The 25,922-nt window shown below is 56.8% G+C and carries 25 protein-coding genes and 6 pseudogenes; 16 read left to right on the top strand and 15 right to left on the bottom strand.

Annotated features, from left to right (window positions below; all coding sequences use genetic code 11):
* Positions 1 to 4 precede the first annotated feature (4 nt).
* The 4 genes and pseudogenes from GGQ85_RS14270 to GGQ85_RS14285 all read right to left on the bottom strand — a co-directional run bounded on the left by GGQ85_RS14270 (position 5) and on the right by GGQ85_RS14285 (position 4,028).
* Positions 5 to 424, bottom strand: a complete 420-nt coding sequence (locus GGQ85_RS14270; protein ID WP_079448312.1) for a ribbon-helix-helix domain-containing protein — start codon at positions 422 to 424, stop codon at positions 5 to 7.
* A gap of 589 nt (positions 425 to 1,013) precedes the next feature.
* Positions 1,014 to 2,013: pseudogene (locus GGQ85_RS14275) on the bottom strand (IS110 family RNA-guided transposase).
* A 105-nt stretch (positions 2,014 to 2,118) separates the two neighbouring features.
* A pseudogene (locus GGQ85_RS14280) lies at positions 2,119 to 3,238 on the bottom strand (PAS domain-containing sensor histidine kinase).
* A gap of 1 nt (position 3,239) precedes the next feature.
* Positions 3,240 to 4,028 (bottom strand): annotated as a pseudogene (locus GGQ85_RS14285) (alpha/beta fold hydrolase).
* A gap of 1,080 nt (positions 4,029 to 5,108) precedes the next feature.
* On the opposite strand from GGQ85_RS14285, the pseudogene GGQ85_RS14290 reads away from it, so the two are divergent.
* Positions 5,109 to 5,312: pseudogene (locus GGQ85_RS14290) on the top strand (YciE/YciF ferroxidase family protein); the annotation flags it as partial.
* Between the two features lie 65 nt (positions 5,313 to 5,377).
* Positions 5,378 to 5,750, top strand: a pseudogene (locus GGQ85_RS14295) (DUF3597 domain-containing protein).
* 260 nt (positions 5,751 to 6,010) lie between these two features.
* Here the strand turns inward: GGQ85_RS14295 and GGQ85_RS14300 are convergent.
* The gene (locus tag GGQ85_RS14300; RefSeq protein ID WP_079445973.1) at positions 6,011 to 6,280 is read right to left on the bottom strand and encodes a hypothetical protein; all 270 of its coding nucleotides are present in this window, start codon (positions 6,278 to 6,280) and stop codon (positions 6,011 to 6,013) included.
* A 66-nt stretch (positions 6,281 to 6,346) separates the two neighbouring features.
* Positions 6,347 to 6,580: a hypothetical protein gene (locus GGQ85_RS14305; protein WP_079445972.1), complete on the bottom strand. Its 234-nt coding sequence runs from the start codon at positions 6,578 to 6,580 to the stop codon at positions 6,347 to 6,349.
* A gap of 103 nt (positions 6,581 to 6,683) precedes the next feature.
* Between GGQ85_RS14305 and GGQ85_RS14310 the strand changes: the two genes are divergently transcribed.
* Complete coding sequence (locus GGQ85_RS14310) at positions 6,684 to 7,163, top strand: low affinity iron permease family protein (RefSeq protein WP_079445971.1); 480 nt, start codon at positions 6,684 to 6,686, stop codon at positions 7,161 to 7,163.
* Between the two features lie 58 nt (positions 7,164 to 7,221).
* Here the strand turns inward: GGQ85_RS14310 and ubiG are convergent, their stop codons facing one another.
* A complete protein-coding gene (gene ubiG, locus GGQ85_RS14315) occupies positions 7,222 to 8,022 on the bottom strand; it encodes a bifunctional 2-polyprenyl-6-hydroxyphenol methylase/3-demethylubiquinol 3-O-methyltransferase UbiG (RefSeq protein WP_309775056.1) in 801 nt (266 codons plus the stop codon).
* 807 nt (positions 8,023 to 8,829) lie between these two features.
* On the opposite strand from ubiG, the gene GGQ85_RS14320 reads away from it, so the two are divergent.
* On the top strand, positions 8,830 to 9,090 hold the full coding sequence (locus GGQ85_RS14320) for a hypothetical protein (RefSeq protein ID WP_079445969.1): 261 nt from the start codon (positions 8,830 to 8,832) through the stop codon (positions 9,088 to 9,090).
* Between the two features lie 992 nt (positions 9,091 to 10,082).
* Here GGQ85_RS14320 and GGQ85_RS14325 read toward each other — a convergent pair.
* Together GGQ85_RS14325 and GGQ85_RS14330 are read right to left on the bottom strand one after the other, a co-directional pair.
* Positions 10,083 to 10,313 (bottom strand): hypothetical protein, encoded by a 231-nt coding sequence (locus GGQ85_RS14325; RefSeq protein ID WP_139372839.1) that lies wholly within the window; start codon positions 10,311 to 10,313, stop codon positions 10,083 to 10,085.
* Positions 10,314 to 10,533: 220 nt separating this feature from the next.
* The gene (locus GGQ85_RS14330) at positions 10,534 to 10,992 is read right to left on the bottom strand and encodes a DUF2231 domain-containing protein (protein ID WP_309775058.1); all 459 of its coding nucleotides are present in this window, start codon (positions 10,990 to 10,992) and stop codon (positions 10,534 to 10,536) included.
* 77 nt (positions 10,993 to 11,069) lie between these two features.
* On the opposite strand from GGQ85_RS14330, the gene GGQ85_RS14335 reads away from it, so the two are divergent.
* From GGQ85_RS14335 to GGQ85_RS14360, 6 genes are all read left to right on the top strand, one after another.
* On the top strand, positions 11,070 to 11,363 hold the full coding sequence (locus GGQ85_RS14335; protein ID WP_309775060.1) for a hypothetical protein: 294 nt from the start codon (positions 11,070 to 11,072) through the stop codon (positions 11,361 to 11,363).
* A 203-nt stretch (positions 11,364 to 11,566) separates the two neighbouring features.
* On the top strand, positions 11,567 to 11,770 hold the full coding sequence (locus tag GGQ85_RS14340) for a hypothetical protein (protein ID WP_079445962.1): 204 nt from the start codon (positions 11,567 to 11,569) through the stop codon (positions 11,768 to 11,770).
* Between the two features lie 262 nt (positions 11,771 to 12,032).
* Complete coding sequence (locus tag GGQ85_RS14350; protein ID WP_309775061.1) at positions 12,033 to 12,485, top strand: hypothetical protein; 453 nt, start codon at positions 12,033 to 12,035, stop codon at positions 12,483 to 12,485.
* Between the two features lie 157 nt (positions 12,486 to 12,642).
* Positions 12,643 to 12,858, top strand: a complete 216-nt coding sequence (locus tag GGQ85_RS20885) for a GNAT family N-acetyltransferase (protein ID WP_374708898.1) — start codon at positions 12,643 to 12,645, stop codon at positions 12,856 to 12,858.
* 388 nt (positions 12,859 to 13,246) lie between these two features.
* Positions 13,247 to 13,606 (top strand): PRC-barrel domain-containing protein, encoded by a 360-nt coding sequence (locus GGQ85_RS14355; RefSeq protein ID WP_079445959.1) that lies wholly within the window; start codon positions 13,247 to 13,249, stop codon positions 13,604 to 13,606.
* 1,326 nt (positions 13,607 to 14,932) lie between these two features.
* A complete protein-coding gene (locus GGQ85_RS14360; RefSeq protein WP_309775062.1) occupies positions 14,933 to 15,145 on the top strand; it encodes a hypothetical protein in 213 nt (70 codons plus the stop codon).
* Between the two features lie 155 nt (positions 15,146 to 15,300).
* Here GGQ85_RS14360 and GGQ85_RS14365 read toward each other — a convergent pair whose 3' ends face one another.
* From GGQ85_RS14365 to GGQ85_RS14380, 4 genes are all read right to left on the bottom strand, one after another.
* On the bottom strand, positions 15,301 to 15,615 hold the full coding sequence (locus GGQ85_RS14365) for a hypothetical protein (RefSeq protein WP_079445955.1): 315 nt from the start codon (positions 15,613 to 15,615) through the stop codon (positions 15,301 to 15,303).
* A 464-nt stretch (positions 15,616 to 16,079) separates the two neighbouring features.
* Complete coding sequence (locus GGQ85_RS14370; protein WP_309775064.1) at positions 16,080 to 16,208, bottom strand: hypothetical protein; 129 nt, start codon at positions 16,206 to 16,208, stop codon at positions 16,080 to 16,082.
* Positions 16,209 to 17,024: 816 nt separating this feature from the next.
* Positions 17,025 to 17,387 (bottom strand): DUF768 domain-containing protein, encoded by a 363-nt coding sequence (locus GGQ85_RS14375; protein ID WP_309775065.1) that lies wholly within the window; start codon positions 17,385 to 17,387, stop codon positions 17,025 to 17,027.
* Between the two features lie 329 nt (positions 17,388 to 17,716).
* Complete coding sequence (locus tag GGQ85_RS14380) at positions 17,717 to 18,001, bottom strand: hypothetical protein (RefSeq protein WP_309775081.1); 285 nt, start codon at positions 17,999 to 18,001, stop codon at positions 17,717 to 17,719.
* Between the two features lie 931 nt (positions 18,002 to 18,932).
* On the opposite strand from GGQ85_RS14380, the gene GGQ85_RS14385 reads away from it, so the two are divergent.
* Positions 18,933 to 19,184, top strand: a complete 252-nt coding sequence (locus GGQ85_RS14385; protein ID WP_079445954.1) for a hypothetical protein — start codon at positions 18,933 to 18,935, stop codon at positions 19,182 to 19,184.
* A 1,320-nt stretch (positions 19,185 to 20,504) separates the two neighbouring features.
* A complete protein-coding gene (locus GGQ85_RS14390) occupies positions 20,505 to 20,693 on the top strand; it encodes a DUF2934 domain-containing protein (RefSeq protein ID WP_079445953.1) in 189 nt (62 codons plus the stop codon).
* A gap of 673 nt (positions 20,694 to 21,366) precedes the next feature.
* Here GGQ85_RS14390 and GGQ85_RS14395 read toward each other — a convergent pair.
* Both GGQ85_RS14395 and GGQ85_RS14400 read right to left on the bottom strand, forming a co-directional pair.
* The gene (locus GGQ85_RS14395) at positions 21,367 to 21,579 is read right to left on the bottom strand and encodes a hypothetical protein (RefSeq protein WP_079445952.1); all 213 of its coding nucleotides are present in this window, start codon (positions 21,577 to 21,579) and stop codon (positions 21,367 to 21,369) included.
* A 115-nt stretch (positions 21,580 to 21,694) separates the two neighbouring features.
* The gene (locus tag GGQ85_RS14400) at positions 21,695 to 21,982 is read right to left on the bottom strand and encodes a hypothetical protein (protein WP_079445951.1); all 288 of its coding nucleotides are present in this window, start codon (positions 21,980 to 21,982) and stop codon (positions 21,695 to 21,697) included.
* Between the two features lie 210 nt (positions 21,983 to 22,192).
* On the opposite strand from GGQ85_RS14400, the gene GGQ85_RS14405 reads away from it, so the two are divergent.
* From GGQ85_RS14405 to GGQ85_RS14420, 4 genes and pseudogenes are all read left to right on the top strand, one after another.
* On the top strand, positions 22,193 to 22,510 hold the full coding sequence (locus GGQ85_RS14405; protein WP_011509709.1) for a co-chaperone GroES: 318 nt from the start codon (positions 22,193 to 22,195) through the stop codon (positions 22,508 to 22,510).
* Between the two features lie 136 nt (positions 22,511 to 22,646).
* On the top strand, positions 22,647 to 24,287 hold the full coding sequence (gene groL / locus GGQ85_RS14410) for a chaperonin GroEL (RefSeq protein ID WP_309775066.1): 1,641 nt from the start codon (positions 22,647 to 22,649) through the stop codon (positions 24,285 to 24,287).
* A 53-nt stretch (positions 24,288 to 24,340) separates the two neighbouring features.
* Positions 24,341 to 24,786 (top strand): annotated as a pseudogene (locus tag GGQ85_RS14415) (TolC family protein); the annotation flags it as partial.
* Positions 24,787 to 25,193: 407 nt separating this feature from the next.
* Entirely contained in the window at positions 25,194 to 25,877 is a 684-nt protein-coding gene (locus tag GGQ85_RS14420) for an integrase core domain-containing protein (protein WP_309775067.1), read from the top strand.
* Positions 25,878 to 25,922: the final 45 nt, after the last annotated feature.

Consider the following 25,922-nt stretch of genomic DNA (forward strand, 5'->3'; position numbering starts at 1 on the left):
TCTTTCACCTTGTTCTGTCGGAAAGAGCGGCTCTGACCGCCGGGCTGGCATGCAATGCGCCCAGCACGCAAACGGAGGATATGGTCGCGCGAGCAAGCTCAGGTGTGACGTCTTGCGAAATGCTGGCAAGGCCCAAAACGTTGATGTGGAGCATCTCGCCACTTCGCTGCACCGCCTCCAGGTCCTGGCGGCTGTAATTGCGCAGACCGAGGTCCAAGCTCTTTCGGGCCGTTGATTGCTTTACGACCTCGGCATGACGTTCGAGCTGGTTCCGGATCGCAGTCCGGATGAAATCGGAGCGGTTCGAGTAGAACCCCTCCGCAACCATTAAATCGACGTGGCCCAGGTCGACATAGCCGAGATTGATAGTGATCTTTTCTGTATCGGGCGGCTTGGGTCGCAGTTCTCGAACAATGCCGGTCATAAATTTGATCTGCCATATGCCATCTGTATGGATGGTATATGGATGTCAAAGCCAAGCTTTCAATAGCCTTCGTTTAAAGCGCCACTTGCCTCGTCAGAAATGGAGAGCGGCTTGCGGTTCACCGGGTTTACAAGGTAGGGGCACCGCGATGGAGGTGTGACGATCCGCCGGGTCATGTGACGTCCTTCACGTCCAGTTCGTCATTGTAGGTTGGGAAACGCGTGCGGTGAAGAATTGGAAAAGCGCGCACCAACCTGGCTATTCATCGCCCCGAACAGCCGTCGGATCGCATCCACGTACTTCGTCATCGAATAGAGATTGCAGATGTGGACGGCCCCCCACTTGTCAGAATTGTAGCAGACTTCTGGCCAGATCGCTTGCTATCAAATGTCCGGCCTGTTTGCGCGGACAAAGTCCGCTGGCCGAGATGGTGTTCGCTACGCACGCTCCAAGCACATGGGCGACACTCGTGGTGCCAGTGTAATCTTCGGAAGCTCGCGCGTATCGACCGATCGGTCCTTCCATCTACTGCGTCCTGCAAGTTCGTGGGCAATCCGCCGAGCAACCTTGCTCGCGGGCCGATTTCAGATCAAGTGGGTATGGCGACTACCGGCCGGTTGTACACGCCGCCCGATATCATCAAGCGCCAAGCGATGCGGCAAACTTGTTGGCCAAGGCCACCGCGACCAACTTCGGTGGCTTTCGCTCCAGCAGCGAAGCGAGCCACGGTATGGGCTTATGGCGACCCTTTCGGACATGCCTCAGCAGCGCGGTCGCACCGACGATCAACGTCGATCGCAGTGCAGAATCTCCTTGGTGATGCCGCCGAGTCTTTGCCGACCGCCGCTTGAATGATCCTTGGGCGTCAGTCCGAGCCATGCCGCAAAGTCGCGTCCCGCTCTGAACGTCTCAGGCGGCGGAGCCTTCATGCTGAGCATCGACGACCCAATCGGACCGATGCCGGGAATTGTCGCAATACGCCTGCTGGTGTCATCCTCGCGATGCCACTTCATTAGCATGGCTTCGATCTTCGCCAGGCGAGCTTGAACCGCGGCATACTCGTCTGCCTGAAGGCGGAATAGATCCCGCGCCATTTCCGGAAGGCTATCGTCTTCGAGCACGCGTTTGATGAGTGCCGCGACGTTCTGCCGGCCGGCGGGGCCGACGATACCAAACTCAGCGGCATAGCTCCTGAAAGCATTGGAGAGCTGCGACTTCACGCTGACCAGGCGTTCCCGCACGGTCATCAACATGCAGGCCGCCTGCCGTTCCTTCGATTTCACCGGTACGAACCGCATGCTCGGTCGAGTGACCGCCTCGCACAGCGCCTCGGCGTCGGCCGCGTCGTTCTTGCCACGCTTCACGTAGGCTTTCACATATTGAGGCGGGATTAGCTTTACCTCGTGTCCAAACAACTGCAGCAGGCGACCCCAATGGTGCGAGCTGCCGCAAGACTCTATGGCGACGAGAACTGGCGGAAGCCGCTCGAAGTAGCGGATCATCTCGGCTCGCCGAAACTGGCGACGGACGACCACTACCTCATTCTCATCAACACCGGGAAGCTGGAACACCGACTTCGAAGTATCCATGCCGATACGAACGGGAATATTCACTAGACTTTCCTCTCATTTCTGACGCCGAGAGCGCCATAAAACCGTGGGGATGAGAGGCCGTCCACACCAGCACATAGGGGGCTACGAGTGTGATTGCAGCGGCATAAGGAAGGTAAAGCGGGTTTCCTCACTTGTTGAGGTGGCCGTAAGTGTCCCTTCATGAGCCTTTGCGATTTGCGAGGCAATATGAAGGCCTAAGCCAAGGCCCTGCCGGCTGAGCCTCGTCTTTCCACGGAAGAATGGGTTCAAATAATTTGTCGAGCGCAGCTTCGGGGATGGGTTCGCCGCCGTTTGCGACAGATAATTTAAAGAAACCATCTTCTGTTGTCGCGCGAATGCATACCGGCTTATCAGAGGCTCCATGACAAAGTGCGTTTCCGATGAGATTGGAAACAAGCTGTCCTATTCGAGATCTGTCGCAGTCCACTGGAACGTCAATCGCAAATTCTGCCTCTATTCGACGGCCTGGCGACGACAGCCGAAGTTCATCAACCACTTGATGCAGGACTGGCTCAAGCGGGCCGGCACTATCTCGATCCAGCGTGATACCGCCGCCCAGTTGTCCCCGCGCGAAATCCAGGACGTTGTCGATCAATCCCGCCATACGAAGCACGGTGGTTTCGAGCATCGCTATGATCTGATGCTCTTTATCTGTTTTTGCTCCGCGCCCCAGCAGCCGTGCTCCGGCACTGATTGACGCCAACGGGTTGCGCAGATCGTGGCCAAGCACTGCGATAAACTGCTCCCGCAACTCAGAACTTTCCCGTTCGCTTGCCAAGTCCGTCTTTGCGACCTCGCGAGCCTCTAAGAGATTACGCTCATAACGGCGTCGATCAGTCGCCTTGATCAGCGCAAGTCGCATAAAAAATGCTTTGCCCGCCTCATTTCGGCTTTCGTTGGCATTGGCAATCATTTGCAACGGCTTCCCGTCAGCCGTGACCATGTCAATTGCAAACTCGTTGAAGAAGCCCTGCAGCCGGAGCAGCGGTGCGATGTGGGTTTCAAAATAGATCCGGCCTGCCATGTTCAGAAAGTCGCTGAACCTTTTATTGAGCATCTCATCAGCAGAATGGCCCGTCCATTCGAGAAGAGTCTTATTGACCCGTGCAACGCGACCGTTCGGCAGGAGAATGATGTAGCCGCACGGTGCATTCTCGAACGCGTCTTCGAAATCGTCGGTCCAGGGAGTACCCACGGCCAGCTCAGACAAACAGTCTTATTGCCGCGATGACTTCATCGGGCGCGCTGAGATTAGGGCAATGTCCCGTCGCATCCAAGAATACAATCTTGCTCCGAGGAATTTCGCGATGGACGTATTCGCCTACTTCTCTCGAAGCGATGACGTCTTCACTGCATTGAAGTATCAGCGTCGGAACCGCAATCTTCGCGAGGTCTGCTCGGTTGTCAGCCATGAACGTTACGCGAGCGAATGACTTGGCAATTTCCGGGTCCGTCCGACAAAAGCTGTTGATCAATTCCTCGCCAAGTTCGGGCCGGTCGGGATTACCCATGATCGCGGGAGCCATCTATATCGACCATCCCATATGGTTAGTTTCCAAAAACTCAAGGAGCTCCTCGATCTGCTTTTGGCTAAAGCCGCCGACATAGTCGCCATCGTCGATGTAGCGCGCCGAAGGACCAACCATCACTAACTTGCCGAACATTCCAGGCGCCTTTTGTGCCGCGAGAGCGCCGATCATGCTGCTGACCGAATGGCCCACGAAAACCGCATCTTTCAGACCAAGCTCGCGTCCTATTTCGACGACATCGTCGGCATAGCCAGCCAAGGTCGAATATTTGGCTTTGTCGTACGCTGTTAGGTCAGATGCTCCGGCCCCGACATGGTCAAAAAGCACGGTTTTGAATTCCCTTGCAAAGGCGAGTTCGACAAACCTCCACATATTTTGGTCACAGCCAAATCCATGGGCAAAGATCATAGTTCGATCGGCTGATCCGCGAATGCTCACATTATTCCGTTTCATCACGCTCACGACACATCCTCTGAGATGGTACAGTTATATTACGCCCGTGCGGCGGGCCTCCCAATGAGGAACAGACGATAGGTTGTTCGGAATATCAGTGGCGGGCAGGGCGGGCTAATTGAGCCGGTAAAATAGAGAGGTCAGCTTGCCTTGCGTCGCTTTTTGGCCGAATTCTTCTTGGAACGCCTCTTCGTGCCTTCGGTCGAGCGGTCGGTTTCAGGCTTCGGCGAAGCGCGCCTGGCGGTCGCCTTGATGGTATCGCGGATCACGGCGTAAGCATCGTGGCCGGCCTTACTATCTGGCGCTGAATTCGACGCGCGGATGCGAACCGCGCTTTGACTCCTACGAAAGATAGCTGCCCTATCTGCCGCGGCATTGGATGGTGCGCGCTATCCCGACAGGCCGTGCGACTGTGAAACGCGCTGCGTGCGCGGCTACGCAGCGCCCTGCGGATGCAACGACAGCGATCCTCATACAAACCACGTGACCATTATCGAAGATGAGACGGTTCACTAAGCGCATTGCATTGCAATTCGAAGATCGCGCACTTACACCCGATTGCGCTCAATGGCGAAAGGCTGGCAGTATGAGCAGAATTGAGAGCATATGCGCCGATCTCGGAATAACGATCGCCTAATGCTACGAGCCGTCCGGCCGTTGCGGAGCAAGGCCGGTCAGATGCACGCCGGATGCTCCTCGTTTACGATGAGGGACATGTCATCATCACGCTACGCACCATCGTGAAATCATGAGGCAATGAACGCGCGCTGACGGCGGCTGAATTGTGGTCTTGTTCTGACGCATTCCAGCTGGCCCGATCACGGACTGGCCTGGATCGAAGCGTTCGACAATATAGATTTGATTGACCTCGACCAAGTCCAACCGCAAAGCCGTTCCGAAACGACAAGCAACGGGGGCGATACTGTACGAACGTCGGGTGCCGATCTTTGATTCGCCGCCGAAGCCACGCAAGGTCAAGCACAATGGACGACGCCGCAGGGAGTTATCTATAGGCGGCCATTAGTGGATCGTGAGAGCGAACTAGTCCCTCGGGCTTCGATTTTCTGGTCTGAGAGACAGCCCTTCGCCGTTCTTGATGCTGGCCTACTCGCTGCGGCACAAGCAGTCGAGCATTACGAAATTTCGCGATACGGTACGCTGAAGAGCTAGGCAACCAAGCTGGGGATGGAAGACGCGGCCAAGCCGCTCGATCAGACGCTCACGGAAGAGAAGAAGACCGATGAAGCCCTGACCGAGATCGCCGACACGGCGGTGAATGCTGAAGCTGGGTGACGCCAGGCGCCGGTGCAGACGGCAAGATTCCATTCGGCCTCATCAGCTGTACCGGTAGCTTAACTATGAGCATACTTGGAAGAATCATGAACGCTATCTTCGGCAACCACGCCGAAGCAGCAACACCGGCATCGACGCCTGAGGCAGACGGCGGTGCCACCTCCTCATCGAGCGCTGCGGCGGTTAGCAATGTCGACGTCGCGGCCATTCTCGACAAGGCCGTCGCCCGCAAGAAGGAAAAGCTGACATGGCGGACCTCGATCGTTGACTTGATGAAGGCGCTCGATGTCGACTCCAGCCAGACTGCTCGCAAAGAGCTGGCCGAGGAGCTGAAATACTCGGGCGACACAAGCGACTCCGCGGCGATGAATGTCTGGCTGCATGGCTCAACTCGCAGCCAATGGTGGCAAGCTGCCGCCCGATCTCAAGCACGGATGAAACGACACGGTGCCTGGCGAACCAGAGTGGCGTCTGCCCACCGGTCACGGGCCGGCGGGCAACGTTCTTCTCAACCCGATGACCTGATAGCTCGCTTTGTCAGCAACGGGGATGTCTTTTACTAAGCCTTCTTTCACAGCATTTTGCCAGACCTCCAATTCCGTCGGGAAAGGCTGTACAAATTTGCTTGTGACCGTCAAACACTGATGAGATCGATCTCCTGATCGCGAGCAATGATGGTTCCGACCCTCGGCCTGAAGCTACCGGGTGTATCGATCGTAATATTTTTGGAGGGTGTTGCGCGGTGGCTGAGACCCTCTGGTCAAGATCACGCCCAGCGCGAAGCCTACAATCCCCGCGAGGAGAAGGGCGCTTCCGGGGGCTTTGGCGACAAGCTCGGAGCCCTCGTCATAAGCGGCTGAGCTCGCAGTGGCCACGTTGTCAGCCACACTGCGTGCGGCGTCCTTAACCTGACCTGCCGCGTTTTGAATTGCGCCCTCAGCTTCTGTGCTGGCGTTACGATCCATCATGATAATCGCTCCTATTGGGGGAGCAATAAGCCGTCCGCAGCACAATCGTTCCGATGGCTGCGGTAATCAATCCGCCGACGGCGGCGCCACGATCGCGTAACCATCTTCGATAGCCTTCATGAAGAGTTCCTTGAGGCCAGGGTCCCGCATCACCTCATCAGCGGCATTGAACGAGGGCACAGCCTTCCATTCGAGGTTCTCGTCAGGTGGCGGCAATTTATCCTGGATGAAGGCGTATGCTGTGCGTCCGGGCTCAACGCCGTCCGCACCTTGCTCAATGAATTTCTGAAGGCGAGCCATTTCGTAACCTGTTTCGATAGAGGGTCGGAAGACCAGGAACCTAAGTTCCGGTGGTGCGTCATTCTGTCCGCCGCAATGATGGAACGATCGGTGTCCCATCACTATCACGGCGCGCGTAGAGAAGGCAGACGATCGGGTCGAAGAGAAGAAACGCAGCAAAAGCTCACAGCTGTTTGGCGAGATCGCAAACGTCACGTCGCGGACCACGGGCCGCGCTCCGACCTTCGTCGCCGCCGTTGCCGTGGTTCTCATTTGGGCGGTCACCGGCCCGCTGTTCGGCTTCTCCGACACCTGGCAACTCGTGATCAATACCGGCACCACCATCGTGACCTTTCTGATGGTGTTTCTGATCCAAAACTCTCAGAACCGGGCCGGCGCTGCCATTCAGGCCAAATTGGACGAGTTGATCCGCGTAAGTACAGCTCGCAATTCGTTCGTCGGGATAGAGCATCTGACCGATGAGGAGCTCGACGATATCCGAGCGCGGTGCGAGCATCTCGCTAACGCTCAAAAGATTAGCGAAAGGGCCGTTCAACTGACCAGCCAAAAGGCCGGGCAGGCTGCCGACCGGGTTACCGATTGAACCGATGGCGACCCTCCATACGTAGACTGTTGAGCACCTGCTTTTTGAACTCTAGTTGCTAAATTCTTATGTCCGGCCCGCAGTTGGTGGTCGAACGGCGTGTTTGGTCGGATTTGTCGTGCAGTTGGCCACGCCTTGGAGCCGGCGTTCGAGGTCGGAAGCCTAAGGCTCGTGCGTGACCAAGATACATAATGCTGTTGAATGGATGGGGCCCGAACCTAAAGTCGAGGTGCCAATCAATTCTACGCGGGCCGAAGCCACGCGTGGGTCCGACTTGAAAACCTACCTGCAGTAAGACTTCACTCAGCTCGGTTGGCTTGATGAAGAAGTCACTGTCGTGCGTGCCCTGCGGCAGCAATCCAAAAACGCGCTCGCCCAGAGTGATGATCACGAATTTGGCGAGCCAAGTGCGATTGATGGTATCGAATACGAACAGCCCTCCATGTCGCAGCACGCGCCGGACCTCGGCAATCACCCTGGGGAGATCCGCAACATGCTCCAGAACGTCCACACAGACGACCACGTCACAGGACGCATCGGGCAATGGAATGCTCTCGCCGACGCCCACAACGTAGTCGATCTCGAGCCCGGACAGACGGGCATGGTTCATGCCGGCGGCAATTGCACCATGCGATGGGTCGACGCCGACAACTTTGGCTCCTCGCCGTGATAATTCTTCCGCGAGGAAGCCGCCGCCACAGCCCAGGTCCAACACGCGTTTGTTGACCCAATCGCCGACCAGCGGGTCAATCATCATCATGCGCGCAGGCGCCATTTTGTGCAGCGTGCGCAGCCATCGCGTCTCACCGCTCCACCATGTGTCAGCGTACCTCTCGTAGATGGAGAGATCGTTCTTCATACGTCGCCGGGCTTGGCAGGGGGCGTCCGTGTTCGATGCAAGGGAAACCAATAGGGCACCCGCCTCTGATAGGCCCTAAACTGTTCGCCAAAGCGACGGGAGAAACGACGCTCCTTCAACAGTGGCCCGGTCACGCAATAAAGTGTCAGGACGACCGCCACTTCAAGCTGTCTGGGGTCCATGTTGGGACCGTCCAGAGTGTCATCGCAAAGGCGACGTAGATCGGTTGCCGGCAGAAACGGAAAAGACCACGCTGGGGCATGGGCGCGTAACATGGCGGAACCTTCCGATAGACGGCCCACCAGCCCAGAAGGCCTATTTGCTGAGCGAAGCCCGCGTCACGAATTGCATTGAGAAGAAAGAGCCAACTCACGAGATAAAGAGTGCAGAGAGGAGTCAGTGCAAAGCCCTGAGCTTGCCACCAAATGATTCCGCTAGGAGACCAGCCCAGAAAGAGCAAAGCTACCTGCATGGAAGCAATGGTGGCGTAAGTGGTCGTTGCAAGGTCTTGGCCAATCGGCCTGGGTGCTGCGCGCGCCAGCAGCTTAGCGCCCCGTCGTCCCAGCAGAGCAGAGTGCGCAAGTGGAAACTGAAGAAGCAGGGCAAGGTTTGCGGCGACGCTCCAAGGCGTGTCTAGACGGCCCAGTGACCGGCTCATGCCGAAGAACATCATGACAATCATGGCGCCAACGCCAACGATGAACGACGCGTGGCATACGACGCCATAGGCTATCGCAATACCAAGGGGGGCCCGGACCGGACCTAAGTTTGTCGCGTCAGTACGGATCAATCGCATCGGAACCATTGATGTTTGAGAGAAACACTGCGGCAATCATGACGAGTCTGATACCCGAATATGTTACTGCCGTGGATGTGCTAGGCGCCAAGGGACCGCACACCATCGGCGGCAAGGAAGCGCGCGTGCGGAACGGGGCTAGTGCCGGTTGCCAAATCGACCCGAACTTGTTGCCCTTGCCGCCATGCGGTATCTATACGGGGGTCTCGACCGACAACGGCCTCGACGTTGCAGGCCTTCATAGCGGCGCCAGGCCTTGCTCAGGCATGTGAAGGGCAGGGACCGCCAGTACCGGAACTTCCTGATGAGCCCTAATTAATGGCTTCCAGGATAGAGGCCATTTCAAGCAACTGACGCTTATCGTCGATGAACCCGTAGGACTTCTTCCGGAGGTCCGAGCGTCGGCTTCCAAAGCTAAGATGCATCTCGTCATGGTAGTTCCAGCATAGGACGACCAAGTCCTCGTCCCGCTCGCGGCCGAGCTTCTCATAAGACGACCAGCACGCAACAGCATTACCTGTACGCGGGCTCTAGTGTGTATTTGATCGCCGAGAAGGCGCGGAAAAGCTCGAGGATTTCAAGCGTCTTCGCGCCAGTACGATTGTGTACCTTCTCGCTCAGCATATACCCCTTAAATGTAGCATGGCTGAAACGCGGCAAGTCAACAGGTGCCCGTGCTCGCTGAACAAAGCAGTGATGCTTCCAGAAGAGCGCTCAGCCGGCTCGTATCCGGCGGCACGCAGTCGTTGCATCGGCAGGGCGCCCCGTATCCGCACGCGCAGCCTGCTTCATCGTCGTACGGCCTGTCGGGATGCCGCTCGCAAACCCATCCGATGCCTCGGCAGATAGGACAGCTATCTTTCATGGACGCGCCCGCTTCTTGGACGGCCTGGCGGCAATCCGGCGCTTGCCCATACGTTTATGTTCGCGGCTGTCTCGGCTTGCTTGAGTTTCTTGAGGAGTTCATATTTATCCATGCTTTCCGGCATGCTGTCCGCCTTCGCGCGCTCGCCGCTGGTGAACTCCGAGAGGCGCTTTTCAAAGGAGGTTGTCTGCTTGAAACGCCGCCGCTTGTGCATGGCGCGCTCCTTTCCGTGAGAGGAAGGCGGGAGCGCAGTCAGCGTTCTCATCACCGATGTAAGCCACGATTTGCTCGGTGGTATGTGCCAACAGCGGCCGGCACTATTGGTTCCTAGTGGATCAGCAAAGGTTGCAAGGGGGACTGTCGGTGCGGGATCGCGAATTGAGAACCCACCGACGCGGTTTACTCGCTTGAAGGTCGCTTTAAAGAAGAGGGAGAAAGCGAGCTGACGATCTGAGGCCGATCCGAGCCGAAGGCCACAATCCTCCGGTTGCCTTCCCAAAGTTCCAGCTCTGAGCCGTCAGTAAACTCTCTGGCCGCCTTCATCGCGTCGATATCGTTAGCCGCGAGGATAGGTTCGGCCTTCCGAAAGTGGCCGTCCAGTCCCAGGAAATAAAGTCGATAATCCGGCATGTACCGCTCCCTTGAATCAGGCGGGAGCGCAACACTCTCAGTCACCGATAAATGCCAGGGGCAGGGCGGTGATAAAATCATTGTGCGCCTATCGACACGGCATAAGCGACTCAATTCGTGCTGCGGTGCCGGGATAGTGAGAGCAGGTGCGGCTTCGGTTCAGAATTTGCGCCCCGTCTTCGAGAGGACGGGGCGCAGAAGAACATTCATGAACCGGGTATCAATAGCGTTCGCGGTGATCGGCGACGCCGACGCGGTGGCGGAACACCATTTCGCCGCCCTTCCAGCCGGCAAACATCAGCACGAGGACGACTATCCCCGAGAGGACCATGCCGGTCGGCACTACGGCGGAGCTGCCGTGCTCGAATCTCGAGTACCAGTTATAAAGCGCGATCAGCAGCGCAATGCCGTTGCTCACCGCGTGCACCCGCGTGTCCGACAGGTCGCGGACCCGGTTGTCGCCGAACACCTCGACAAGGCCCGTCGCGGCGGCGACCGCGGCCGTGATGAGGCCGACGCTGAGGAGCCAGAACGAGGCCGTTGCCCAGAACTGGTTCGACGTTGCGTAGAAGGCGATATCGGAAGCGAAGGCCAGAACGAAGCATGCGATGGGGAACGCGATGACCATCGGGTGGATGGGGTGCCCGGCTATTTGCGCCGTAGAACGTGGATTTCTCATTAGGAAAGCTCCTTTTCTAATGCAGCCAACAGTCCGCGCGTGCGCCCGTTCCTCATGAAACGCAGAAACCCCCGCACTTGGGGGTTTCTTTCGTTAAAGAGCCATTTAGAGGCCAATGTGGGCTTCTAGGACATGCATTCGAACTGCTGGATAACGAACGCGTAGAAGGCGCCGGCGATGAGGAGCACGTTGGCGACCGTCTCCCAATAGCCGACGGCGACCAGCGCGCAGTACAGGCCGGCCGCAGCGAGGCTGATGGCGAGCAGGACCAGAAGCGTCTCAAGCTGGTTTGTCGTCTTCCGATCGCCCGCGTGCGGGACAGGTTGGTGGTGAATGAGGTGATTGACGCCGCGAGCGCGGTGATCGAGTAGAACGCCACGCCGACCATGCTATCAAGTCATGCCGAATTGCACGGCGCACGGGATCGAAGTCGTGTACCCGTTGCCCGCACTCAAAGTTGGACGGATGGCGAACCCTCCGGCTCATCCTGATGTTATCACGCGTCCGTGCGCGGCCGCATAGGAACGGTCGCGGCCCGGCGGCTGTTGTTATCAAACATGCAGGGATCGCAGCCATGGCATTCCCGGATAACAACGACCCTTTCAGGAAGATGAGCAATACACGGCGCTTCAGCCGCACCACCGTCTGGGCTATCGCGGGCGCAGTCGTCCTAGTGCTGTTCGGTATCCTTTTCATCGTGCCCGGGCGCAACACGCGCGATAAGTCCGCCGAGAGTCCGCCGGCTCCTATCGCACCGCACTCTCAGCCGCAGAGATGAGCTCGGGCGACGCGCCGTGAATGGCCTTTTGAACTTTGCCTTCTGCCCGTGCATTCGCCCGGCAGGCAAACGAAGGAGAGTCGACAAGGTAGGCCGCTTCCCACAATTGGCGCGAGGTAGACCCCTCTATCTTCGGCACCCTCCTCGAACAGGCCCTAGACCCAATCGAATGGCGGCGTCTTGGTGCCCACTACACGCCGCGTCCTTCCAAACATACCAAAGGTGTAGGGCGATTATGGGCAGATATGACGAGAATTGCTGGATGGAAGCCTTAGCCGAACAGTTGATTGCGACATACCTGACGCGCGGTGGAAAGGTGTTCATCGCTCCTCAGTATTCCGTTCCTGGGGACGAGGAACATTCGGAGTGGTCTTGTCCTGATTTCGTCGCCCTCAGTTTCGAGAAGCCTGGAGTGCCGGAAGTCATAATCGTTGAGGTAACGACGGCCGCTGACCCAGCAAACCTAATCCGCAAATTGAAACAACGAGAGAATCAGTGGCATGATCGAATTCGGGCGAAACTTATAGCCGATGGCATTATTAGCGACCGATGGAGCTTTCGCTTTCTGAGCTTTGTCCGCAGACATAACCTTGAAGAATGCCAGAGGAGCTTTAGCCCCGCCGATAATGTGTTCTTCGCGGCCCTCGAAGATGCAACCTTTTCATGGGAGTATTGGGACAAACGCCTGACTCAATTGCCTTGGGCACATCCCTGACACCAAACCGATCAGCGGAAACCAGAAATTGTAAAAGCTGTGGAACGGCTGGGAGAAGGGAAGTAACCGCTTCGACTGCCTAGGCGAAATCTTCCTTGGGAGTTTTCAAGGATCATGCCTGATAGCCGTGGGGGGATGAGATCCCTATATCACCGAAGTGTGTACGGGCCGCATTCGTCATGTCTACGTTCTGAAGCGCGCAGGTCGTCAGGGTGTCGCAACCACCCTCATGCGTTATCTGCTGAACTATGCGCGCCGTTCTTTTCGCTCCGTTCGGTTTTTCACAGATACGAAAGGCGGCGCGATGTCCTATGAAGCTTTGGGCTTCAATCCGTCCTTATCAGCTACCGCTCCACATGAGATCGCGGTGTAACAAACGAGGGATGCAGCACGGCGCGCAAGGCGAATCTATTCAGCATTGATTCTCAGCGATCACGTCGCGAAGAATTTCGGTTCAGTCAGTGTTCGCTTTCAGCTTTGCGACGATATCACTCATCTTTGCCGCAGCGACACCCCCAAAACGTCAAGCGCTCCGAACAGGGGCATACGCTAGGACGCGCTCTACCGACCAAGCTTGATCCAGGTCGGCGCGTGATCGCTGGCGTTGTATTCGCCTCTAACATCGCCATCCACGCCGTCTACCGAAATGACAGCGCAGCCAGTTAGCCAAACCGGTGCAAGTTGACTGTCTAAAGTAGATCGCGGGCCCTAGGAACGTTTCCCTCGCCAGTCCCTTCTCTCAGTAACCTTAGGAGAAGTACATGACAACCAAAGAAACGATCGATCACCTGATCAGCGATAGAGAGTCTGGCAAAGCTGTCTATGGGGCAGGGAACAAGAGAATTGGTTCAGTTGAAAGCATTATGATTGACAAGACTAGTGGGGAAATAGCCTACGCCGTGCTCAGTTTCGGTGGTTTCCTCGGGATGGGCAAAGAGCATTACCCGGTGCCCTGGAGGGCGCTGCGATATAACTCCGACCTTGGCGAATACAGTTCCGACATCAGCGGGAGTCGGCTGAAAGGTGGCCCGAAGCACGGTACGGAGTCCGTCTTTGACTGGAACGCCCGATACGCAAAGCTCGATGGCTACCATAACGAGGTAGTGATCCGTCCAGGTTGAGGGCGCGAGACGCGGCCTTGGCTTGCGCGAGAACGCTGGCCCACGGACCCGGATAACGGGATGACAAAACGACGCTCATGAACCAGAAGCGCGTCACGAGATGGAACCTACTGACGACCAGCGAGACAGTGGATACAGCGGCGGCACCTGATAGAGCCGCGCCGCCGCTTTCCCTACGTAAAAGGCCGCCCAATGGGCGGCTTTTTCTTATAGAAAACGCTGCCGGAGCGGGTTGAAGGTCTAATCATCTTCGCAACGAGGATTTTCCAGTAGGCCCTGCCAGCCAAGCTCAACCTGGGAGCTTCTTTTCTTTCTAGGTTTAGGTTGTGCGGCTCTAGTTACGATGGGTGAGGCTTCCCATATAGTTATTATTGCCAGTACGCTTCCAACCGGCTCTGGCAACAGAGAGACGCTTCTGTGCTCCCGCCCCACAAAGGGAGCCAGCTATGTACGCCATGGTCTATCCAATTCATCTTCAGAAAAGGTCGGAGCGCAGGTGGGCAAATCGCATCGCTCGTGAGATACCCATCCGAAGATCGCGCCCCGAAGGGACTGATAGCTGCGCTTGTGGGAATGTTGTAACAGCGCCCGTGAGCTCGCAATATGCGCCCTATGTCGTCACCAACGAATGGCACTGCACTAAGTGCGATACCCGGTGGACGACGGAAGCTCCGGCTAACGCATCGCGCCCCCTGATTCGGCCATCTCGCCGCGAAATCGCATAACGAGTGACGCTTGCGGCGTTCTGAGCGCTCGACCTCGCTTCGCCGCCCGGACCTCCGCATTTATAGGTGATTGATAGCGGTGCGATCCCGCCTTCGGCAAACAAAAGGACTCGCGCCATGCAGACTCGATCTCGCTTTCTACCGAATCCAAAATCGCTCAATCAGCGCCTGAATGACGAAGCTCAGCGTCTGCGTAAAGAGGCGAGGGGTACTCATCCAGGCGTTGAAAGAGAGCGGCTGATCCGAGAGGCACGACAGGCTGAAATGGCGTCCGACATGGACAAGTGGCTGTCGTCCCCAGCCCTTCAGGCACCGAGATAATGGGCAAATATCATGCCTACGTTTTGGCAAGCACGAAACGCCTAGGTCGTTTTCGTGAACGTCTGACGGCCAAATCTGATTGGGCAGTTACAGCAGCGCTGAACCTGCTTTGGGAAAAGTCAAACGATCGAAGCCTTCTCGATATTCAAGAGCAAAATGACCAACGAGCCAAAATACAGAGAGGCCGCCTCAGTGGGCGGCCTCTCTGATGGAAATCCCGCCGAAGCGGGGCTGTTCGCCATTACTGTTTGGGTTTTGCGGCTGTTTATGAGGTTCTCTCATGTCAATTGATCAGGCCAGAAAGTCGCTTCTCTCTCGTTCACTTGTCCAAATCACCGCCCAACAGCAGAAGATTTTTCTGGAAATGGCTACGATGCAGGAGAAGAGGCGCGAACTTGATGTGATGGAGAGTGGGTCCGCGCAGACAATCGCGGAAGATGATCTCCAGTCGTCTTTGGTGCCGGATCGCCCTAGTCACCAAGCGTCCGATTAGGCTTCCTACAATATGAAGAAGCCTCCCTCTCCTTGAGGCCCGTGAAAGCGGGAAGCATTCTCTAATAACGGCACAACGCCGCGCGGCGCGCTTGATCGCCGGCGACGCTACTTCATCCATCCTCAGTTCAAGATTCATTGGTAGAAGCCTCAAGTTCACCGCTCGAACTCCTTCATGGTGTACTCGACGAGACGGTTTATGTGGGGGATATCAGTGTGATCGCCGATCACATCGAGTCCGTTTTCTTCGTTGTCGTACATTAGAGTGATGATGCCAACGCGCTGTTCTTCGACGTTAAGCGTGAGCGTGTCCATATCGGCATGAAACATCGCTTTGATGATCTCTGCGCTATTGCGTGATCGGTTGACGATCGTCTTCTCCCCACTGTTGATGGAGATTTGAAAGCCGTCGTTGACGGCGTTGTGAACGAGCGCGTTGGCGACTTGTTCGTGCAGTGATGTCTTACTCATAGAAACTCTCTTTTCGTCGTCGATGGACGGATCAATCTCAGCGCTCGGGGCGGCGCGACCGGAAGTGTCTTACGTCCGTTTGTTTTCGCGGTGGCGTGAACGCGGCACTTTGATGCAATCATGGATCATGATTGCGTTACTATCTGCTAAGGATGAGTGAAGTTTGTATCACCTTCATGATGCGGGATTATGTGATCGCCAGAACAGAAGCGTGAGCGTTGCTTACCGATGTCCGTAGAAATCGGACAAGCGATGCGTGAGCCATGTTTACGCTCGAAGCACCGACATAACTTGCTCAGATCGATCTCCAATCGTCGCATTGATCATTTATCAACGCAAATGGCGGAGCCACAAAGCCAAGGAATCATCGGCGATACGGGCAAGTCTCGAAAGCAAAATCGTACCTGAATTGACATGACAACTTGCCGGAAAAAGAAACCCGGGCACGCGTCGAGCCTCCCCTTTCACCAAACAATGACAGGATATTTCTGCTTTGGAGCCTCTGGCAAAGGTTTGGTATCGCGCGTGTTGTCCTGAGCGACCGGCTTGGCCTCACCCGGATGTTCAGTGGGAGTGATCGGTGTATTGGACATGGTGTTTCCTTTTCGGGAACGAACCTAAAATAATTTTCTGGGCGCTCGTTGGAAGTGGGGCCTATACCGCTGATCACAATGGGCGCATGCGACAACAAGGAAATATAGTTCGAAAGCAAAACTGCTTTGCCCCGCGATCACAAAGCCATTGAGACAAGAGTCTTTGCAGCTGGCCTCATCGCGCGGCTGATAATGTTCAATTATGTTGCCAGCCAGCGCGGACTTACACGAGGGCGCTTCGGCACGGATTTCCACGATGCGCTGACAGCGTAAGCAACTGACGCGCAGAACGTGGCGTGGGATCTCCGATCATAAGGCGGATGTGGAGCGTATTTACGCCCGCAGGCCATTTGGAAAGACTTCGGCAGTCGCACCGGAGATCCGTCCGTCGGTGAATTCTCCGACGCGGTGGTGTTGAAAGCGTTCGGCGAAGCTAGCGATCTATCAGCCCTTTTAACTCGGAGCTCGCTCACCAAGCGAAGGCCATTTCTCACGGCTGTTGCAGACTTGTTACCAAGTCACCCATTCGTCGCCCCTCCAATAACCTCGCCCCTCATGTTCGCGGAAGACGACATGCGGGTCGGCGCGCCAACTATCGTCGTGAAGGACGATCCTCGCGTCCGGCGGGTAGCTGTACTGATCCGGTGTGTGCCAGCACACGTTTTCCGAACAAACGATTCCCGCCGAAGCGGTCAAGGACGTAAGGACTACAGCGCCGGTTCCGGCAGTTAATGCCAGGATAGTTTGCGCAAAGAAGTCATTGAAAACCCTTCAGCTGATAAATGCACTGCGCCGAGCCTTCGAGAGATTTTGCGGTTAGCGAGCTTCGAATCTGGACTTGCTGGGCTGCGTCACACTTACGGGATCGGACGCCGGAAAGGAGTCGATCAACCCTTCTTCGAGCTGTTGATCGATACGTCGGATACTTGCTCTATCGATATCCCTCACGCTCATGGCCAAATCGTCGTTTACGCGTTTGATCTGCCAGTGAACGTACTCGATGATATCACCGAACTCAGCCTCGATATCGCTAGCTGATATGCCCTCCGTTTGAGCCATCTCAACGCACTTGCGAGCAAGCGCCCTAGCGAGCCTGGTGTCCCCTTTCGCCTGATAACCCTCGGCACGGATGTGAAATTGAATCCAAAAGTCTACGAATGTACGAACCTTATCGCCCAAAGCGTCCTCCATCCGTTATTCGGCGATCAAGCGTACAGCGAACCGCTATCGCCTATCTAATGCTAGTCGCTGAGATCTATCTCAAGGATTCCGGCCTCGGGTGATCGAAAACAATAGAAACGCAGCGCGCTGCCATCTGAGGTGGATCGGAACACCACTTGGTCATCACCATTCCACTGGCTCAGCTCCGCCACCAAATCATGGACCGTTAACAGCCTCTCGATATCTGGCGCGTTCCTGACTGGGGGCACACCGCCTGGGCGAACTTCATTATCGCGATTCATGATCAAACAACTCCGGTAAATTCTCAGCCGTTTAGGACCGTCCGGTTAGCCGGACAAGCCATCGCCTAGCTCGACTACAGCGTCTATTCGCAAGGCTTCTTTCAGATCATCTGGATCAATATCGAACGACTCGGTCGTTAAACGCGCTCTGCGCGAATCGGTCGCTCTGAAGGACGTCGCTATCCGGCGGAACGCGAGGAACGACAAACCTTGGATTTCCTCCTCGTCGGTTACAACCTCGTAGGTACCCGGCGGAAACGGCCGATCGATGCCTTCGATGCAGAAGCTATGTTTGAAAACGACGGAGTCTCTACGGGATCTGACGGTCATAAAACGCTCTCCGGTCACGTTGTCCCTCGAAGCTCCGACGGAGATAACCGCGGAGATCTCGATCACAACATTCGATCTAAAATTACCAACGCCAAATGACAGAGCCCAGAATGACGAGGCCAAGGAACAGAGGAATAACAATCGGCGGAACAAGCCAGTCCCGGACGCGGGATGGTGTCTGAAGCGACATAACAACCTCCCACACATACCCACATTGTCGTGAACTGTGGGGGTTGACTTCTGTAAGGACTAAAATTCTGGACGCTCTTTAGGAAAGTGGGGGTATGAGCGCGTGATCGCAATGGGAGTTGCGCGATAATAGGAAATTTCGTTCTTGCAAACCGCTTGCGGCGCGATCACAGGAAAGTCCTGCACGGCAATAGCCGCGCCCGCGTTCGATGCCTGGCGTCGGGGCCGCAACTATGATGTTTGTGGGCGAACTTGCTCGGTTAAAACGCCGGCCAAGTTCGCCTAATTGCTGCGGCGCCATGTTCCCATTGCGCCGCCCTCCCTCGCTTTCTCCACCATACGCTCCCGCTGTCCGCGACAGGCCGGTTACTTGCCGCTCCAGCCGCCGAGCCACCCAATCAATCGGCGCGAGCACGGGGGGTGTCGCCGGTCAGCTTTGCAGACACGCGCTGCATCTGGCGCGTTTCGGCGGAAATCGATAAGTATGGGTTATTCGCTGCAAATGAACGGCGGTGCTGGATGTGGGACTCGATACCAAAGTGGGTGCGCTACGGCGTCGGCGTGATCGTCACCATTTTTGTCGGGATCGCCATTTGGTACATGAGCCAATGAACGAAACGCCGAATTGGATTGCGTCCGGTAAGGAAAGTTGAAGGTTCGACGGGCTGATCCTCTGTCGGTCGCGGTTGTTTTTGCTGGGAGTCATCACCACATACAATTGACCCAACAAAAATAGGCAGCCGTGAAACCCTTAAAAGATAAGCAGGAAGAAACTCAGCCTGAGGAACTTCGGCCTCGGAACACTCAACGCGCGGATATCATCCCGACCGCAGGTTTTGCAATGGTCGTGGACGGAAAGCTGAAGGCTAACTTTGCCGATGAGGAAGTCGCTAAGGCGGCTGGTGCTGAGCTACTGGTAAGATTTCCAATACTTCGCGTAGAAGTATACAACGCCGAAACTAAAGTCCGCACCAAAGTCGATGCGATGCGTTAATCCAGTAAGTCGTCACGCTCATCCACTGGAGACCATACAATCCGGCGGGCGTTCGCAGGTGCGTTGTGGTCGCGTGGTGTGACGTCCGCCATTCGAGCGGTCGGCCGTAACCCGCGTGATGCAGAGCAATTTCCTCAAAATCGATCGCGTGCTCTTCGAACCCGCCGACAGGAAGCAGACGGATCGCGTTGGCGAACGTAAGCCCATCCAGCGATTATGAAGTTCAAGGCGTTGCACCCGTGTCAACGACAGGAAATCCTTCAGTTCCGTCTGCAATGCAACGTTTGTTCCATGCCATAGTTGCATCATCGGGCAGGTCGACGAGTTCACGCAACTTCAAAAAATCTTTGCGGCCAAAGCCATGCGCTCCGTAGCTCGCGCCTCCGCTAGCCGTCGATTCAATTCGACCACGGCGGCACCAACGCAATCAAGAGCCAGGCGCGCTTTCGTTGCATCATCGTCGGCGGCAAGGATGTCAGCATCACTGCCCATAAATAGGAACGGATGGGTTCAGCCGACGGGTTACGATTGGGACTCATTCTTGGGTCGGACGGTTCGGGAAATCTCTCCTTCTCATCAATCCCGAGAATGCCGAGGCCCTGGCCGCGCCTCCGAGGCGCCAGCAGAAAGAAAGATGGGTGATATGATGCTGTGGATCACTCTAGGCGCCGTTTATCTCGCCATCGGCGCGGTCATAGGACTAGTTTTGGAAGATAGATATTCTCGCAGATCATCCGCAGGCCCACGATCGCTTAAAGACTATGTGCGTTCCGCGTGTACCTACGCGTTTATCTGGCCGATATTATTTTTCTACGGCAAACGGCGATGACCACGGTTTGCACCTAATGAGGACGGCGCGCGCAAACCCTCTTGAAAGACTTACGTCTTAGAGAAACGGACTCGCAGCCGTGTTTAGAGACCGGCTAGGCAGAATTTTTCAAAGTTTTATCCCGACGAGCGCGCGCAGCGCCGCAAACGCTTCGCTAATCAGGAAAATGCCTCGGCGCTCGGCCGCCTTGGGTGTAGCCGCGGCTCTCTCCGATTCGCGAGCGGTTACGTCCTCGATGGCCAAGTCGAGAATCTCAGCATGTGCCGCCTAGTTCCGGCCGCAACTCCCTCTCTATCTTCGCGCTCGGCGAAACATTCGAGCGGCGTGCCGGATTTGCAAGTTGAGTGAGTATTGGCCGGCATGAAGCGCTTCAGGTAGTGCGCGAACCATCTAACAAAAAAGGAACGGACCTACATATCAAGTCGAGGGCCCTATCCCCCTAGGATCCCGCACGGTCCCGCACCTTTTGCCCCCAAGAGTCCCGCGGGGCCGTGCGCCGCCCGTCGCAGAAAGCAGGAAGCCCCATAGACGCCTCACACAACGCCCAGATCACCTTCCGCGCCAATCAACTATGGGAAGAGGCCGGCAGTCCTGAAGGCGAAGAGTTCTATGCTCAGGCCGAAGAGGAGCTGCGCGAGCAAGAACGATCCAATCCCGATGCGCACGAATCTTCAGATTGACCACGAGCCCACTGTTATCTCTGATACCTATCCTCGATAAATCTCACCGATTGCCGCTGCATGTTTTGGTGCGCGTCATTGAGCCAATGGTAGCGGTGGTGGCACCGTCGGCAAAGCGAGCAAAGTCGTTATCGGACATGCTTAGATAGCGGCCGTTCTTCGGGTGCCGCTTATTATGCAGGTTTATGTCTTGTCGCTCTTGCAGCGAGCGCAGATCTTCTTGTGTAGCGAATAGTGTTAGCTGATTGCTCGTCCGGCGTCTGAAGGCCGAGTGAGTGGTAGGCGGTCCAGCTCTTGCGAGGGATTTTGCGGCCGTCACGCAACGCTTCGAGAGCACCGCTGAGATCGGATCCGTAGTTTTCTTCCATTGATGTTGATTGTTCTTATCCCTATTCAGTTTTCAACGAGCCGCTATCAGTTTACGCGCTGTGTGGTTTACATCCGTTGAACGGAGCGGATGGCCTGGGAAGGCGGAATTGGCGCATAAACAATTAAAGCTGCCCCGCATTCGCAGAACGGCTCGTATTCGGTATGTCTCCGCCAACAATGGCGCAGATGAATTCTACCACATCGGTAAAATGCACACGCGCAATCGTCATTGTTTCAAACAAAGGCATATGTGACGTCTACCACGCCTCGAGCCGCGCAAGCTTCGCTATTCCCACCCTAACGTTCAGTTCGGGCTAATCAGGAAGTCTCTATACTTGCGGTCCCAGCCCTTCATATGCCTGAGCAATGCCTGGCGCCGCTGTTCGGGCATGCCGGGGCCGTGTTCTATGAAGTCCTGAACAGTCTTCTTGAACTCGTTTGCCCGCGACTCCGAGCCCTGCGTCAGGTCGCCGTACTGCGCGACGATTTCCGTCACCCGAACTTCTATGTCATCCATCTATATGGTCCTCTGAGGCCTATCTGATATGGTGACCGCGCGCCCACATAGCTAGCTCCGCCTGCTCCGAAAGTCCTTGAACGAAGCGTCGATCAGGGGAGCTTGTCGAGCACGATCAGCTGCCGCTCCTCGCGCCTGCCGGACGCGCTTCCAGGAATGCCTCCAGGGTATCCTTGACCTGCGGCACCTTCACGTCGGTGCTTTCGGGCCCGTCGCTGAAGCGCGCGAGTATCTCCTGTATCTGCTTCTCGGCATCGTCATCATCGCTTATCCTCATGCTCCCATCAGCCCTTCTGCCGAACGGTAAGAGGGCAGCCCTGATATTTTCGAAGCCGGCGCGCGGGTTGCCGTTGGTTTGAAATCCGCCGTCATCAGCGATGTTGCGTACCTCGATCGAAGACATCTCCATCGCCGATAAGGTGCAATGGCGCCCGGTTCGCAATGGCGATGTGATCTCCGTCCCCGCTGGCACATGCATGCGGTCGGCGCCGAAAGCCGGAAATATCGCGGTCGCAGATCTTGTGCGCTAGCGTTCCGGGCTTATGTCAGGAGCGGCTGGCACTCGCTCATTACGACTGCCAATTCCAGAATCCCAACAGCAAAGTAGGATCGCATGAACTTCCGTCCGCTTCACGATCGCGTCGTGGTCAAGCGTATCGACGCCGAAGACAAAACCGCTGGCGGCATCATCATTCCGGATACGGTCAAGGAAAAGCCCTCTCAGGGCGAAATCACTGCCGTCGGGCCTGGTGGCCGTGACGAGGCAGGCAACCTGATCCCGATCGATCTCAAGGTCGGCGATCGCGTGCTGTTCGGCAAGTGGTCCGGCACCGAGGTAAAGCTCGACGGTCAGGATCTCCTGATCATGAAGGAAAGCGACATCATGGGCGTTCTCACCGATCTGCCCGCCGCCAAGAAGAAGGCCGCGTAAGCATAGCCATTTTTCCTAATCCTGAGGAGTCGGCGCAGCCGGAGTCTCGAAGGATAAGGCTCGCAATCCAAATCTCATTTCTCAAGAAACCGTCCAATCGCGCGGTCTTTGGGATCTGACGAAAACGGAGATCATTATGTCAGCCAAAGAAGTCAAATTCGGCGTCGATGCTCGCGACCGCATGCTGCGCGGCGTCGAGATTCTCAACAACGCGGTGAAGGTCACGCTTGGTCCGAAGGGCCGCAACGTCGTGCTCGACAAGCCCTATGGTGCGCCGCGCATCACCAAGGACGGCGTCACCGTCGCCAAGGAAATCGAGCTTGAGGACAAGTTCGAGAACATGGGCGCGCAGATGGTGCGCGAAGTCGCTTCCAAGTCCGCGGATGCTGCCGGCGACGGCACCACCACCGCAACGGTTCTGGCGGCTGCGGTTGTGAAGGAAGGCGCCAAGTCGGTCGCCGCCGGCATGAACCCGATGGACCTGAAGCGCGGGATCGACCTCGCGGTGGAAGCCGTGGTCGCCGACCTCGTCAAGAACTCCAAGAAGGTCACCTCGAACGACGAAATCGCCCAGGTCGGTACCATTTCATCCAATGGCGACACGGAAATCGGTAAGTTCCTTGCCGACGCCATGAAGAAGGTCGGCAACGAGGGCGTCATCACGGTTGAAGAAGCCAAGTCGCTCGAGACCGAACTCGAGGTGGTCGAGGGCATGCAGTTCGACCGCGGCTATATCTCGCCCTACTTCGTCACCAACGCCGACAAGATGCGCGTTGAAATGGAAGATGCCTACGTCCTCATCAACGAAAAGAAGTTATCTCAGTTGAACGAATTGCTTCCGTTGTTGGAAGCCGTGGTGCAGAGCGGCAAACCGCTTGTGATTATTGCCGAAGACGTCGAAGGCGAGGCGCTTGCCACGCTCGTGGTCAACCGGCTTCGTGGCGGCCTCAAGGTTGCCGCCGTCAAGGCGCCGGGCTTCGGTGATCGCCGCAAGGCCATGCTGCAGGACATCGCCATTCTGACCGGCGGTCAGGCGATCAGCGAAGACCTCGGCATCAAGCTCGAGAACGTCACGCTGCAGATGCTCGGCCGCGCCAAGAAGGTGATGATCGACAAGGAGAACACCACCATTGTCAGCGGGGCCGGCAAGAAGGCCGACATCGAGGCGCGCGTGAACCAGATCAAGGCGCAGATCGAGGAAACCACCTCGGACTACGACCGCGATAAGCTGCAGGAGCGTCTCGCTAAGCTCGCGGGCGGCGTCGCGGTGATCCGCGTCGGCGGCGCGACCGAGGTCGAGGTGAAGGAGCGCAAGGATCGCGTGGACGACGCGATGCACGCCACCCGCGCGGCAGTCGAGGAAGGCATCGTGCCGGGCGGCGGTGTCGCCCTGCTCCGTGCTTCCGAGCAGCTCAAGCGCATCAAGACCCAGAACGACGACCAGAAGACCGGCGTCGAGATTGTGCGCAAGGCGCTTTCCGCGCCCGCCCGCCAGATCGCAATTAATGCGGGCGAAGACGGCAGCGTCATCGTCGGCAAGATCCTCGAGAAGGAGCAATATTCATATGGCTTCGACTCGCAGACTGGCGAATACGGCAACCTGATCTCCAAGGGCATTATCGACCCTACTAAGGTGGTTCGTGTGGCAATCCAGAACGCAGCGTCCGTCGCGGCCCTACTGATCACCACCGAAGCCATGGTGGCCGAAGTGCCGAAGAAGAACGCAGGCGCCGGCGGGATATCCCCGGGCGGCGGCATGGGAGGTATGGATTTCTAAGTCCAGCCGTTCAGACCGTAAAAGAAAGACAAAGGCCCGGCATCGCCGCCGGGCCTGCTGCGCTGACGCAGCCCTTCGTCGAGGTCGGCGCGGTCGCTCATCGGCTTGACCTGCAGATCGCGCGCATGGAAGTCGCGGTGCTCGCGAAGTCGCTTGATCTCACGACGGCGACGCGGTTCGTCACGCTGCTCGACGTCGCTGGCATCGACCGGCGGACGCGTGATCCGGAGGGGCGCTGTTCCGCGAGCGCGGCTTCGATGTGCAATTTCACATTCCAGTCTAGGACGGCGGCGAGACTCGCGTGCGTAAGTCGGACGCCATATACGCCGCCGCGTTCAACCGCCTCACGGAGAAGGCCGTCAACGTGCGGTCGGAGGCGCGCGATGCGTATCGGTCGTACCGCTCGACCTACGACATCGCCGCGCAGTATCAGCATGAGGTGTTGCCGCTGCGCAAGATCATCGCCGAAGAGATGCAACCTCGCTTTTCGCAAATGCAAGACAATGGACCTGTCCCTGTCGCAAACCCCATCCGGCTGGCGGTTGATCGGAATCGCGCGATGCTGCTGCTCGATGTTGGATTTGTGCAGACTGATCTTTGGAACGGTGATCGACCTACTGCGGTCGCGAGTTGCGCTTGAGGCAGAAATTCTGGTCTTGAGGCAACAAATCAATGTGCTGCGGCGAACTCGTCCCAGCAGACCTCCCTTCATCTCGATTGACCGACTGATATTGGGAGGTGTCTGCCGGCTGTTTCCCAAGATGTATGATGCACTGGCGATCGTCCGACCGGATACTGTGATCCGTTTGGCATCGTGCCGGTTTCAGCTTGTATTGGCGCTGGAAATCGAGGCATCGCTGCGGTCGACCGGCTGTGCCGTTAGAAATTCGCCGGTTGATCCTCCAGATGAGCCTCGCCAACCCGTTGTGGGGAGCGCCACGAATCCATGGCGAGCTTCTCAAGCTGGGCATCGAGATCGGCCAGACCAGTGTGGCCAAGTATATGGCGCGGAGGAGGGCGCCTCCGTCGCAGGGTTGGAAGACGTTTCTTCGCAACCATGCTGACGGTATCGCGGCGATGGACCTTTTCGTGGTTCCGACAATCTCGTTCCGACTGCTCTATGGGTTGCTGATCATGGGCCACGGCCGGCGGCAGATCCTGTGGTTTGGAGTCACCGCGCATCCGACGGCCGAGTGGATCGCCAATCAGCTCACTCAAGCGTGTGGCTGGGAGCAGGCCCCTCGTTACCTGATCCGGGACCGAGACGGCGCATACGGCGAAATATTCATGCGTCGGGTTCGGTCCATCGGTATTCGCGACCGCCCGACGTCTCCTCGCTCACCGTGGCAAAATGCATATGCCGAACGGCTGATCGGATCGATCCGCAGGGAATGCACTGATCATATCGTGGCATTCGGCGAACGCCATCTGCGTCACGTGCTGCTTTCGTACAAGAGCTACTACAACAGCACGCGCACCCATTTGTCATTGAACAAGGACGCGCCGATGTCACGCGCCGACGAGACAGCTGGACGCATTATCTGCCATCCGATCCTGGGCGGACTGCACCATCACTATGTTCGGATTTAATTTGCAGTAGGCACAAGTATGGGCACGTCACTGAACCATTATGAC

This window comes from Nitrobacter vulgaris, assembly GCF_031453995.1.
Lineage (GTDB): Bacteria > Pseudomonadota > Alphaproteobacteria > Rhizobiales > Xanthobacteraceae > Nitrobacter > Nitrobacter vulgaris.